The 13,203-nt window shown below is 33.4% G+C and carries 14 protein-coding genes; 10 read left to right on the forward strand and 4 right to left on the reverse strand.

What is annotated here, in order from left to right:
* Positions 1 to 50: 50 nt before the first annotated feature.
* Complete coding sequence (gene hemL / locus NLJ00_RS10400; protein WP_256637125.1) at positions 51 to 1,337, forward strand: glutamate-1-semialdehyde 2,1-aminomutase; 1,287 nt, start codon at positions 51 to 53, stop codon at positions 1,335 to 1,337.
* 184 nt (positions 1,338 to 1,521) lie between these two features.
* Here hemL and NLJ00_RS10405 read toward each other — a convergent pair whose 3' ends face one another.
* Entirely contained in the window at positions 1,522 to 2,262 is a 741-nt protein-coding gene (locus tag NLJ00_RS10405; RefSeq protein WP_256637126.1) for a hypothetical protein, read from the reverse strand.
* Between the two features lie 164 nt (positions 2,263 to 2,426).
* Positions 2,427 to 2,867 (reverse strand): SPFH domain-containing protein, encoded by a 441-nt coding sequence (locus NLJ00_RS10410; protein WP_256637127.1) that lies wholly within the window; start codon positions 2,865 to 2,867, stop codon positions 2,427 to 2,429.
* A gap of 186 nt (positions 2,868 to 3,053) precedes the next feature.
* Between NLJ00_RS10410 and NLJ00_RS10415 the strand changes: the two genes are divergently transcribed.
* Positions 3,054 to 4,073, forward strand: a complete 1,020-nt coding sequence (locus NLJ00_RS10415) for a 2-hydroxyacid dehydrogenase (RefSeq protein WP_256637128.1) — start codon at positions 3,054 to 3,056, stop codon at positions 4,071 to 4,073.
* A 69-nt stretch (positions 4,074 to 4,142) separates the two neighbouring features.
* On the forward strand, positions 4,143 to 4,739 hold the full coding sequence (locus NLJ00_RS10420) for a hypothetical protein (protein WP_180858538.1): 597 nt from the start codon (positions 4,143 to 4,145) through the stop codon (positions 4,737 to 4,739).
* Positions 4,740 to 5,064: 325 nt separating this feature from the next.
* On the opposite strand, the gene NLJ00_RS10425 is transcribed toward NLJ00_RS10420, so the two are convergent.
* Positions 5,065 to 5,205, reverse strand: coding sequence for a hypothetical protein (locus tag NLJ00_RS10425; protein ID WP_180858536.1), 141 nt, complete (start codon positions 5,203 to 5,205; stop codon positions 5,065 to 5,067).
* 92 nt (positions 5,206 to 5,297) lie between these two features.
* Positions 5,298 to 7,001 carry a lysine--tRNA ligase gene (gene lysS / locus NLJ00_RS10430; RefSeq protein WP_256637129.1) on the reverse strand — a complete coding sequence of 568 codons (1,704 nt, stop codon included), beginning with the start codon at positions 6,999 to 7,001 and terminating at the stop codon, positions 5,298 to 5,300.
* Between the two features lie 267 nt (positions 7,002 to 7,268).
* Here lysS and NLJ00_RS10435 point away from each other — a divergent pair, with 267 nt between their 5' ends.
* The 7 genes from NLJ00_RS10435 (at position 7,269) to NLJ00_RS10465 (ending at position 13,169) form a co-directional block, all read left to right on the forward strand.
* A complete protein-coding gene (locus NLJ00_RS10435; protein ID WP_256637130.1) occupies positions 7,269 to 7,994 on the forward strand; it encodes a hypothetical protein in 726 nt (241 codons plus the stop codon).
* 266 nt (positions 7,995 to 8,260) lie between these two features.
* The gene (locus tag NLJ00_RS10440) at positions 8,261 to 9,016 is read left to right on the forward strand and encodes a hypothetical protein (protein WP_053472323.1); all 756 of its coding nucleotides are present in this window, start codon (positions 8,261 to 8,263) and stop codon (positions 9,014 to 9,016) included.
* Positions 9,017 to 9,021: 5 nt separating this feature from the next.
* Entirely contained in the window at positions 9,022 to 9,723 is a 702-nt protein-coding gene (lipB, locus tag NLJ00_RS10445) for a lipoyl(octanoyl) transferase LipB (protein ID WP_256637131.1), read from the forward strand.
* 205 nt (positions 9,724 to 9,928) lie between these two features.
* Entirely contained in the window at positions 9,929 to 10,747 is an 819-nt protein-coding gene (locus NLJ00_RS10450; RefSeq protein ID WP_256637132.1) for a helix-turn-helix domain-containing protein, read from the forward strand.
* A gap of 79 nt (positions 10,748 to 10,826) precedes the next feature.
* Positions 10,827 to 11,426 (forward strand): NAD(P)H-dependent oxidoreductase, encoded by a 600-nt coding sequence (locus NLJ00_RS10455; RefSeq protein WP_256637133.1) that lies wholly within the window; start codon positions 10,827 to 10,829, stop codon positions 11,424 to 11,426.
* Between the two features lie 172 nt (positions 11,427 to 11,598).
* On the forward strand, positions 11,599 to 12,453 hold the full coding sequence (locus tag NLJ00_RS10460) for a nuclear transport factor 2 family protein (protein WP_256637134.1): 855 nt from the start codon (positions 11,599 to 11,601) through the stop codon (positions 12,451 to 12,453).
* A gap of 134 nt (positions 12,454 to 12,587) precedes the next feature.
* Positions 12,588 to 13,169, forward strand: coding sequence for a Crp/Fnr family transcriptional regulator (locus NLJ00_RS10465; protein ID WP_256637135.1), 582 nt, complete (start codon positions 12,588 to 12,590; stop codon positions 13,167 to 13,169).
* The last annotated feature ends 34 nt before the right edge of the window (positions 13,170 to 13,203 follow it).

The raw sequence follows: 13,203 nt of genomic DNA on the forward strand, positions 1-13,203 counted from the left end.
TAAGTTTTCAGTTTAAATCTAAAATCTGAATTCTAAAATCTAAAATAAGAATGTTATATAAAAGAAGTAGTCAGCTTTTTGCTGAAGCAGAAAAAGTAATTCCGGGAGGAGTAAATTCACCAGTAAGAGCGTTTAAAGCGGTTGGCGGAACTCCAATTTTTGTAAAAAGTGCCAAAGGTGCTTATTTGTATGATGAAGACGGAAACAAATTAATAGATTACATCAACTCTTGGGGGCCAATGGTTTTGGGACACGCTTATCAGCCGGTTGTTGATGCAGTAATCGAAAAAGCAAAACTGGGAACTTCATTTGGAATGCCAACAGAACTGGAAACAGAAATCGCAGCTTTGGCTGTTTCTATGGTTCCGAATATTGATAAAATCCGTTTTGTAAATTCTGGTACAGAAGCTTGTATGAGCGCGATTCGCTTGGCTCGCGGATTTACAAAAAGAGATAAAATAATAAAATTTGCAGGCTGTTATCACGGACATTCTGATTCATTTTTGATTCAGGCGGGAAGCGGCGCTGTAACTTTTGGTTCGCCAAACAGCCCAGGAGTTACAGAAGGAACTGCAAAAGATACTTTGTTAGCGAAATACAATGATTTAGATAATGTAAAAACTTTAATCGAAGCTAATAAAGGTGAAATTGCTGCGATTATTATTGAAGCGGTTGCAGGAAATATGGGATGTATTCCGCCAGCAAAAGGTTTCCTTGAAGGTTTAAGAGAATTGTGTACAGCAAATGGAATCTTATTGATTTTTGATGAGGTTATGACAGGTTTCCGTTTAGCCCGCGGAGGAGTTCAGGAATTGTATAATATCAATGCTGATATCGTAACTTTCGGAAAAGTAATTGGTGGTGGACTTCCGGTTGGAGCTTTTGCAGCGCGCGAAGAAATAATGAATTATTTAGCACCGCTTGGCCCAGTTTATCAGGCAGGAACATTATCTGGAAATCCGTTAGCAATGGCGGCTGGATTAGCGATGTTGAAAGCGTTAGATACTGATCGTGAAATTTTTACGCGTTTAGAAGAAAAAACAGCTTATTTAGAAGCAGGAATCGACAGAGTTTTAAAAGCTAATAATGTTGTTTTTACCATTAATAGAGTAGGTTCTATGATTTCTGTTCACTTTGATGCAAATCCGGTTACCGATTTTCAAACGGCTGCAAAAGGAGATAACGAAACGTTTAAAAAATTCTTCCACGGATTATTGCAGGAAGGAATTTACATCGCACCATCTGCATACGAAACATGGTTTATTACTGATGCTTTAACGTACGAAGATTTAGACTTTACTATTAATGCGATCGATAAGGTTTCGAAAACATTTTAAATAATAAAAAAGAGGTTTTTAAAGCCCACGGGATAACACGAATTTCACGAATTTTCACAAATTTTCATTTAGCCTAGTTTGTGGAATTTATTGCAACAACAAGTTAATCGGTGTCAATTTGTGAAATCCGTGTTTATAAAAACAAAAAAGAGGCTTTAAAAAGCCTCTTTTTTTTTGATCTCAATTACATTTTATCTTTTCGGTGATCTTTCATTTTGTCTTTATGCTCTTTTTTAATGGCAGTCCATTTTTTGTATTGATCTACATTTAAAATAGATTTCATTTTTGCATCTGCAGCTTTGTGATCTTCTTCCATTTGTTTTTTCATGGCTTTTCTTTCAGCGTCAGTTGGTTTTGCATCAGAATCTTTTCTGCTTTTTTTAAGCATTTCCATTTTGGTACTTCTTTCAGATAAAAGTTCACTTACTTGTTTTTGCTGATCAGCGTTTAAGTTTAAGTCAGTCGTTAATTTTTGCAAATGTGCCTGATTACGTTCTTGCGGCGTTTTATGATCTTTATGATCTCCTTTTCCTCGGTGGCCTTCATGCTCTTTTTTTAGAGCCGTCCATTTCGTGTATTGGTCCGCATTTAAAATTGCTTTCATTTTAGCATCGTTTGCTTCTCTTTCGGCAGTAATTTGTTTTTTAAAAGCTTCTCTTTCTGCATCTGTAGGTTTTGTTTTACTGTCTTTTCTGGCATCTCTAAATTTTTCTGCTTTAGCACTTCTTTCAGCCAAAAGTTGTTTTACCTGCTCCTGCTGCTTTTTATCTAAATTCAAATCAGAAGTTAATTTTTGTAAATGCTTTTCATTACGCTGTTCCGGAGTTAAATGTTCTCTTTGATCGCGTGCTGGTTTCTGATTGATGTCTTGCGCAAAACTTACTATTCCAACGAGTAATAAAGCTGTGATAAATAATTTTTTCATTTTCGTTTTTTTTTAAAGGTTTATAGCAATTGGACATCAACAGATTTATTAAGTTTAATCGAATTGTCAGATTTATCTTTTATTTAACAGAAACTATTAAGGAAAACATAAATCATTTTTGAAAATAAAAAAGAGGCACAATGGCCTCTTTTTGTAAACTATATTTAGTTGTTTTCTTTTTTGTAATCTTTCATTTTGTCTTTGGCTTTCTCTTTATTTTTTTCTCTTAAAGATTGCCATTTTGTGTATTGGTCCGCAGTTAAGATTGCTTTCATTTTGGCTTCGTTTGCTTCTTTTTCTGCTTTTAATTCATTTTTAAAAGCTTCTCTTTCAGCATCAGTTGGTTTTACATCGCTGTCTTTTCTGGCTTCTCTTGTTTCTCTCAATTTTTCTGCTTTAGCGCTTCTTTCAGCCAGTAGTTGTTTTACCTGCGTTTGTTGATTTGCATCTAAACCCAATTCTGTAGTTAGCTTTTGTAATTGTTTTTCGTTACGTTGTTCAGGAGTTAATCTTTCTCTTTGTTCACGTGCCGGTTTTTGGTCGGCATCTTGTGCAAAACTTGCTATTCCGATCAATAGCATAGCTGCGATAAATAATTTTTTCATGATTTGTTCTTTTAAGGTTATAGTGTTTAGACTTTATTAAACTGAATAGGTTTAATTAATATTGTTTGAATTGTTGTTTATTTAACTTTTTGAAATGTAAATATTTAAGGTCAAGGCTTTCCTGTATATTGAAAATATTTTCTTATTTTTAGGAAACCAATATATGCAATCCAAAAACAAATTATCATGAACTCTTCTTTTTCAAACCATAAAATAGCTTTCTTTTCAACGCAGCCTTACGATAAAACTTTCTTCAATAAATACAATGCCGATTTTGGTTTTGAACTGGATTTTTTTGAAACACAATTAAACCCACAAACGGTAATTTTAATTGAAAAAGCAGAAATTGTCTGCGTCTTTGTAAATGACATTGTCAACGAAGCTGTAATTAAACAATTGGCAGAGAAAAAAGTAAAAATCATTGCACTACGCTGTGCAGGTTTTAATAATGTAGATTTAGAAGCTGCCAAAAAATACAATTTAAAAGTGTGCCGCGTTCCGGCTTATTCGCCACAAGCAGTTGCAGAACATGCGATGGCGATGATTTTAACTTTAAACCGAAAAACGCATAAAGCCTATAATAGAGTTCGGGAGCAAAATTTTTCCTTAAACGGATTGTTAGGTTTTGATTTATTCGGAAAAACAATCGGGATTATCGGAACGGGAAATATTGGAAAAGCTTTCGCGAAAATCGCTTTAGGCTTTGGCTGTAAAGTTTTGGCGTATGATATTGTTACCAATGAGGAAATGGTGAAAGATGGCGTTTCGTTTGTTGGTTTAGAAGAAATATTTAAATCGAGTGACATTATCTCACTTCATTGTCCGCTAAACGATCAAACCAAACATGTTATTAATAAAGATTCGATTGCTTTGATGAAAGAAAGCGTTATGATTATCAATACAAGCCGCGGCGGATTAATTGAAACTGCCTGTGTTATTGAAGGCTTAAAAGAAGGTAAAATTGGTTATTTGGGAATCGATGTTTACGAGCAGGAAGAAAAATTATTCTTTAGAGATCTTTCTGCTGATATTATTCAGGATGATGCGATTCAGCGTTTAATGAGCTTTCCGAATGTTTTGGTAACGGCACATCAGGCGTTTTTTACCAACGAAGCTTTAACGCAGATTGCTTTGGTAACTTTCAATAATATAAAATCATTATTGACGCAAAATGATATTGAAAATAAAGCGGCGCAGCTGGTTTAATGAGCTTGTTGAATATTTTTCGTAATTTAATTAGTTGTAAAGGAAGATGTAGATTTAAAATATCAGATTATGAAAAATAAAATTTTAGTTCTAATCGCAATTTTGGCATTGTATTCTTGTCAAAGTAAAACGGAATCAAAAAGTATTATTAAAACGATTGTTCAGGATACACTTTATAAAACAATTGGAGGGACTGCGGATGTAAGCAATGCTCCCGCAAAAGATGATAAAGCAGCTGAATTGATTCGAAAACAATTGAATGTTTTATTAAAGAAAGATATTCCCAAAGTGACAAAAGAAGATCGATTCTTTTATTACGAAGCTTTTGATTTAAATAACGATAAGAAAAATGAATATTTTGTTGGTTTCTCCAATTCCTATTTCTGCGGAAGCGGAGGCTGTTCGGGTTATATTTTAAATAACGACGGAAGTGTAATTAATCATTTCACCGTTACCGATTTTCCAATTTATGTAACGACTTCATCAACAGAAAATTTTTATGATCTTTTAATGAAAAGCGGAGGTTTGTTTCATCATATAAAAATGAAAAACGGAAAATATCCAGCAAATCCATCTATTGAGGAAAAATGGAAAGGTGATCTTCCAAAAGAAAGTACAAAGGTTTTGGATATTTATGAGAAGAAGTTGGAGAAGTATTCGTTTTAGTCAAATTTATTAGAAAAAGCAGTTCATTCCGTAGGAATGTCTCATCGGTAGAATTAAATTTGAATTGCGATTATATGTTCCGTAGGAACATTTGATTAACAAGGCAGATGTTTTATTTTCGTAAAACCAGGTGTCCCGATGGGACACGATCCAAAACAATATTATTTTTTTTCTACCGATGAGATATTCCTAACGGAATATTAATTATTGTTAAAAATGTACATAAAGATATTCCGTAAAGACATACAGCAGTGCGTCTACGCAATCTAATTCGACAACAATAAGACATAAAAAAAAAACCGATGGTTTCCTGTCGAGGTTAATATCATATTTGAGAAAGCCATTCAAGATCTTCTTTGTCTAAATCTTCCTGAGAAATAACTCTGCCATATTTTATATCTTCTTCGCTTTCTTTAAGCATATCTAATTCAAGTTGGTTAAACTGATAAACCTTTAAAGTATTCATAATTCGATTTTTTAAGGTTATACAATTTTAAATAAAAAACCCGATAAGTTATAAACCTATCGGGCTGTATTTGTAATAAAATAAGACAAAGATTACTCCACCAATTCCACAGTTTTAAACTCGCCGTCAACGACAACTTTAGTCAAACCATGTTTCGATAAGTTTTTCATAGACGCATCCCATTTTTTACCGCTTAAGTTAGCCGTAACTTTTAGCTGTCCTAATTCCATTTTATTTTCGTTTCCTTTCAATAAAGTAATGATTACCTTTTCTTCATCAGAAAGTTCAATTTGAGCTTGTTTTTTCTCCGGACGCATTTGCGGGAACAATAATACTTCCTGAATAGAAGCATTGTTTGTTAAATACATAATCAAACGGTCCATTCCAATTCCCATTCCAGAAGTAGGAGGCATACCGTATTCAAGCGCTCTTAAGAAATCTTCATCGATAACACCGTTTGCTTCATCATCACCTTTTTCAGATAAACGCATTTGATCTTCAAAACGCTCACGCTGATCAATTGGGTCGTTTAATTCAGAATAAGCATTTGCGATTTCTTTACCACAAACCATTAATTCAAAACGCTCTGTAAGTTCAGGATTGTCGCGGTGTTCTTTACAAAGAGGCGACATTTCTTTCGGATAATCAGTAATGAAAGTTGGCTGAATGTAGTTTCCTTCGCATTTTGCTCCAAAAATTTCATCAATTAATTTTCCTTTACCCATTGTTTTGTCAACTTCAATTCCCATTCCTCTTGCAGCTTCAAACAATTCTTCTTCCGTTTTTCCTGAGATATCAAATCCAGTAAAATGTTTGATAGAATCTGTCATTGTAACGCGTGCATAAGGCGCTTTAAAGTTGATTTTGTGCTCGCCAAAAGTAACTTCGCTTGTTCCATTTACCGCAATGGCACAATGTTCAAGCAATCCTTCAGCAAATTCCATCATCCAGTTGTAGTCTTTGTAAGCTACATATATTTCCATTGCCGTAAATTCAGGATTATGTGTTCTGTCCATTCCTTCATTACGGAAGTTTTTAGAGAACTCATAAACACCTTCAAATCCACCAACAATTAATCTTTTTAAGTACAATTCGTTTGCAATACGCATGTAAAGCGGAATATCAAGCGAATTATGGTGTGTAATAAACGGACGCGCTGCAGCTCCACCCGGAATTGGCTGTAAAACCGGAGTTTCAACTTCAAGATATCCTGCATCGTTAAAGTACCCGCGCATAGCGCTAAATAACTTAGTACGTTTGATGAAAGTTTCTTTAACATGTTGATTCACTGTTAAATCTACATAACGCATTCTGTAACGTAACTCAGCATCATTAAATGCATCATGTACATTTCCTTCTTCATCCACTTTTGGTAAAGGAAGCGGACGTAATGTTTTACTCAAGAAAGTAAATCCGCTTACACGAATACATTTTGCACCAACTTGTGTAGTAAACAATTCTCCTTCAATACCAATAAAGTCACCTAAATCAGTTAATTTTTTAAATACTTGGTTGTATAAAGTTTTATCGTCACCTTCACACAAAACATCACGATTCACGTACAATTGAATACGTCCTTCGCTATCCTGCAATTCAGCAAAACAAGCTTTTCCCTGATCTCTCACGCTCATCAAACGACCCGCAACGATAACCTTCTTACCTTCTTCAAATGACTCCTTTATTTGCTTAGAAGTATGATTTACAGGAAAAAGATTAGCTGGATAAGGATTGATTCCCAGACTGCGTAAGTTTTGAAGTTTTTCTCTTCTGATGATTTCTTGTTCTGATAATGCCATTTTGTGCTCTTTTTTTAAGTGTGCAAAGATAACGAAAAGAATGTAGATTTTAGAATGCAGGTTTTAGATTTTTTGTAATAGCAATTTATTGGATTTCAATCTTTAAAATGAATGGGAAAATGGGTGAGAAGATTAATAAAAAACGAATGAAAAATGGATGGATTGAAAACCGTTGATTGATTTTGATCGTGAGATTGCTTCGTTCCTCGCAATGACAAAAAAACTCAGTATCTTAGCAACTTAGAACCTCAGAACCTTCCCAAAAAAATGAAATACCTCTCAGCCTTTCTATTTCTAATTCTATTAACAAGCTGTCAAATTACCGAAACCATAACCATTAATTCTGACGGAAGCGGAGATGTTAAAATGGAGCAGCTTCGCGAAGAAAATAGCTACATGCAATTGGCGGGAGAGTCGTATGGACGTGAAAATGTATTTGAAGATACTACGTATGTTTTTAAGGAATACATTGAAAAATACAAGGAAACATTTTTAAAATATACGCCCGAAGAGCAAAAACTGTTTCAAAAATATAGCAATGTAAAAGTACATCTCAAAAAGAGTTCGTTTGAGAAAGAATTTCGAAGCGTTTTTTCGCTTCATTTTGATAAAGTTTCAGAAATTCCGGATTTGTATAAAACAGAAGATTATGCAGACGATCTTCAAAATAATTACGCATTAACTGCCGAAACTCATTATTATAAGATTTCATATGATTTTAACGGCAAAATTTTTAAACGTTCTGTTTCAATTATCAATGCAGATGAACTCCAAAAAGCAAAAGACGGATATAAAAACTATGAATCTAAATACGGAAACTTAAAATTAACACAGACTTACACTTTAAAATATAGTTTTCCTCAAAAGATAAAATCAGTTTCAAATGAAAAAGCGATTATCAGCCCTGATAAAAAATCTTTAACCTTAGAATTTCAGTTTTCAGATTGTTTACGAGATCCCGAAATGACAAATTTAGAAGTGGTTTTAGAGTAAGTTTTTATGGCCCGCAGATTTTACGGATGAAACGGGTTTACACAGGTTATTGTTTAACCTGAACTTTGTCAAAGTTTTAAACTTTGACAAAGTTGCCAATAGTAAAAAAAGAAATCAGTGTAAACCCGTTTCATCCGTAAAATCCGTGGTCAATTTTCCAGTTAAACATTAAAAACCACACTCCAATCTCAGTACCTTAGAATCTCAGAATCTTAGTATCTTTAAATAAAATAGTCTTCGTATATTTGATAAAAAATTATACTACGATGAAATTATACAAACTACTTAGTTTTTCTTTTTTAATAGCGACATTAACAAGCTGTACTTTCACTGAAAATATTTATATTAACGATAACGGAACCGGAAAATTCTCTGTAGACATGGATGGTTCTGCATTGATGGAAATGGCGGGCGACCAAGTGGGCAGTCAGATGGGAGCCGACGCTAAAAAAGACATTGATTCTACTTTTACCTTCAAACAATTATTTGCAGATAAAAAAGACAGCATCGCAAAAATGTCTCCCGAAGCACAGCAGGAAATTAAAAAACTAGAAAATTTTGTAGTTCATACTAAAATGAGCGCTGAGAAAAAACAGTTTTTAATGACTTTTGAGACTGATTTTAAAAGCGTAAACGAACTTCAGGATATTTTGCAAACGGCAAGTACACTTCAAAAATTAGAAGGCGGGGCAGCTGCGGCAAATCCAATGGGAAGTAATTTTGGAAACAATAACAGTAAACTAAGTTATACTTACGACGGAAAGAAATTTACCAGAAAAGCCATAATTGACAAACAGAAACTGGCAGAAGTAAAAAAAGATTCGGCACCAGATATGTCTAAAATGATGTTTGCTTCATCCAATTATATTATCAAATATCACTTTCCGAAGAAAATAAAAAAAGTATCAAACCCGAATGCTTTATTCAGCGACGATAGAAAATCAATTACAATTCAATACACTTTCACGGATTATATGGAGAATCCTGACAAACTTAACTTTGATGTTGAGTTTGAAAAATAATTAAAATGAATACAAAAATTCAACTTCAAGATCTTGGAAACCGGGATTATAAATCGACTTGGGAATATCAGGAAGAACTTTTTCAGGATATTGTCGACTTAAAAATCAAAAACAGAAGAGAAGAACTTGACTTGCCAACACCAAATTATTTGTTGTTTGTAGAACATCCGCATGTTTATACTTTAGGTAAAAGCGGCGATTTTGAAAACTTATTATTAAACGAAAAACAGCTCGAAGCAAAAGGAGCTACTTTTTATAAAATCAATCGCGGCGGTGATATTACGTATCATGGACCGGGACAAATTGTTGGATATCCAATTCTGGACTTAGAAAATTTCTTCACCGATATTCATAAGTATCTACGTTTTCTGGAAGAAGCGATGATTCTAACTTTAGCAGAATACGGTTTAGAGTCGGGCAGAAGCGAAGGTGAAACCGGAGTCTGGCTTGGCGTTGGAACTCCGTTTGCGCGTAAGATTTGTGCAATGGGGGTTCGCGCTTCGCGTTGGGTTACCATGCACGGATTTGCTTTAAACGTAAATGTCGATTTAGGTTATTTTGATAATATTATTCCGTGTGGAATTCGCGGAAAAGGCGTTACCTCTTTAAACGTAGAACTTGGCGTAGCAAAAGTTGACGAAGAAGAAGTAAAGGCTAAAATTATCAAACATGTAGCTAATTTGTTTGAAGCGGAGTTTATTAAATAAAAGCGTTAAATATAATTTAAACACATAGAAACATAGATTTTGTAACTTTAAAAAAGGCGTTTCACTTACTCTAAATATACATAGATACTATGTGTGAGAAATGAGTTTCTCTTGATTCCCTTTTTAGCACATTAAAAAGCTATGTTTCTATGTGTTTAATTTTTTTAGATACAGAAACGGATTAAAAAAAGTTAGAAGATAAAGTATGAAAAATGCTGAAGAAAATAACAATTACAGAATTGCCGTTCCTTCAGCATTTGAAACTGTTTTTTCGCATTTCTACTTTGCCGAAAATAAAACAGAATTTCCCATAACCAAAACTTTATTGCCAAGTTTTCAAAGCATTATGGCTTTTAACTTCGGAACAAAATCCTCTTTAAAATCGCAGCAGAATACTTTTCAGGAAGTTGAAAAATGCATTGTTTTAGGCCCAATCAAACAAGCTTTTGATTATACTCTGGAACCCGGTTCCCAGATTTTAGTGGCCAATTTTAAAGAAGATGCTTTTTACAGATTCTTTGGCAACGCACTTTTTGATTCAATGCCCATTCATCCCGATGATTTAATTAATGAAAACTGTTTTACGGTTTTATGGGAAGAACTTCAGAATATTGCTGATCCAAAAGAACGTGTCGATTATATTTTAGATTTCTGCAAACCTTATTTACGGGAACAAACTGCAATTACGACTCTTTTAAATGATTTTCAGAATGAAAATTTAAATCCGATAAAAGCGATTGCTTCGCAGATAAACCAAAGCGAAAGAAATATTCAATTGAATCAAAAGAAAGTTTTTGGTTATTCCGTTAAAGAAGCCAATCGGTATGAAAGGTTTTTAAAAGCTGTTGATCAAATTCAGAAAAATATTCTAAACGAATTAAAAATAGACTGGTTAACGATTGTTGACGAATGCGGATATTACGATCAAAGCCAGCTTATTCACGACTTTAAATATTATATGAATATTTCGCCAACAAAATTTCTTAAATTTCAAAACGACATCTGCAGTTCAAAACCTCAGTAAAGCCGATTTCGTTTTCTTACAATTACTCCCCAAACCTGCGTTATACATTTGTCATGTTCAATCTTTAAAACTAGAAAACATGAAAAATTTAATTATTTACGCACATCCAAACGAAGCAAGTTTAAACCATTTCTTCAAAAATACAATCGTAGCATCTTTAGAAAAATCAGGACAAGAAATTGTGGTTCGCGATTTAAATGAAATCAATTTTAATCCGGTTCTCTCTTTGCAGGATATGCAGGGACAAAGAATGGGACAAGTTGCCGAAGATATCAAAACAGAACAGGAATTTATTTCGTGGGCAGACCAGATTATTTTTGTTTACCCAATTTGGTGGACGGGAATGCCCGCCATTATGAAAGGTTACATTGACCGCGTTTTTAGTTATGGATTTGCGTATCGATACGATCAGGGCGTTCAAAAAGGTCTGCTGACAGGAAAAAAAGCCATTATTGTAAATTCTCACGGAAAATCAAATGCTGAATATGAAGCAATGGGAATGGATAAAGCTTTGGAATTAACTTCGGATATTGGAGTTTTTAAATATTGCGGATTTGAAATCAAACAGCATTTTTATTTTGACAAGGCAGACAGAGCTTCGACAGAAAGCGTTTTAGAATGGGAAAAGGAACTTAAAAATGCTTTTAAACTAGCTGATGAAGTTTCTGTTTTTCAATAGAAATTTATTTTTCAAAAGAATTATTGCAAAAAATCTAAAAATGGTCAGTAAACGCTCAGGATTTTGAATTGATGGTAAATTGCAGCAATATCGTGGTTTTCTAATGTTTTTATGGTAAATTTGGTTTTCTACTTAAAATATAAGCTTTTAACTAAATCTAATCTAACAACTTATGAGAAAAATCTACTTTGTATGTTTCCTTTTTATGCTGAATGGCCTTTTTGCTCAAAAGAAAGATAAATTAAATCCAATTGCGATTTACGAAAAAGTTTGGCAGGAGAAAAATAGTGATGCAAGATTAAAATTAATCAAATCAATCTGGCTGGACGACAGTACTTTTGAAGATCCTTCGGCTTCTATAAAAGGTCAGGCAGCTTTAAATAATGTAATAAATGAGTTTTATAAAAAGTTTCCTGATGCAGTATTGACATCGGGTGCAAAAGTTGTAAAAGACAATTATGTAACCTGGGAGTGGAAAATTATTGACGCAAAGAAAAAAGAACCTATAATGGGAGGCCGCGATTTTGCCAGATTAAATGGAAAAGGTCAGGTAAGTAAAATTATTGGTTTTTGGAATACAGATGTTACGTTGTCTGATGCTGAAGTTTTACAAAATCTTGAAGCTGATAATTATAAAGTTGTAGCGCAGTATTACGAATGCCTTTTTAAAACAAGGGATTTTGTAAAAATGGCAGCAATAATTGAAGATGGTGCAGTTTATAGTCAGGCAGAAGGTTTGCCTTATGGTGGAACTTATGTTGGGTTTAACGAGTGGACTAAAATGTATGCGAAATCTTCTGAGTTTTTTGATTTAGAAATTGAAAAAGAACCTACTTATTTTAGCGATGCAACTAAAAATGAAGTTATTATTTATTTTACCATAAAATGCAAATCAAAAAAATCTGGTAAATATCTTTCAATGCCTATTTCAGAACATTTTGATTTAAAAAACGGAAAAATTACAGCCATCCGACCATTTTATTTTGATACTAAACAATTTGCTGAATTCTTAAAAAGCAGAAAATAATATACGGGAAGTTAAATAACGATGTAGTAGGTTATGTTTCTGTTTATTAAAGTTTTTAGCGCAATTTTTTTCGATAGTTTAAGTTATTTATTTTAACAACTAAAAACTATTTTATTTCTAAAACCTTGATAATCATGGAATGTGTTATTACAGATTTATCCCGAATGATAGAATTTAATGAAGAAGAAAGCTTGGCTTTTGAAAGCATACTTCGCTTTAAAACTGTCAAAAAAAACGAACATCTTTTGGCAGAAGGAGATATTTGTAATTTCGGAATTTTTATTGCTGAGGGCAGTATTCGTTATTATTATTTGGTTGACGGTGTAGAATCAACCGGAAATTTCTTTTTTGAAAACGATTGGTATTCAGACTTTGAAAGTTTTTTATACGGCAAACCTTCTTTATTAAATATTGAAGCCCTCGAAGATTCGATAGTTTATTTGGCTTACAAAGAAGATTTTGAAAAACTGGTTTTACAATACCCTGTTTTTAATTCCTTCCTGCGAATTATGATGGAAAGAACGATTAAAGGTTTAACGGGAAGAAATATGGCCATGTCATTATTATCTCCGGAAGAACGTTATTTACGTTTTTTAAAATACTGTCCAAAAGTAGTCGAAAGAGTTTCCTTAAAACACATTGCCAGTTATTTAGGAATTCAGCCGGAAAGTTTAAGCCGAATCAGAACCCGAATTACTTTAAGCAGCAAATCTTAACCGAAGTCAATTTTTAAGAAATCTCAGCATTCTA

Origin of the sequence: Flavobacterium panici (assembly GCF_024499525.1) — a bacterium.
Lineage (GTDB): Bacteria > Bacteroidota > Bacteroidia > Flavobacteriales > Flavobacteriaceae > Flavobacterium > Flavobacterium panici.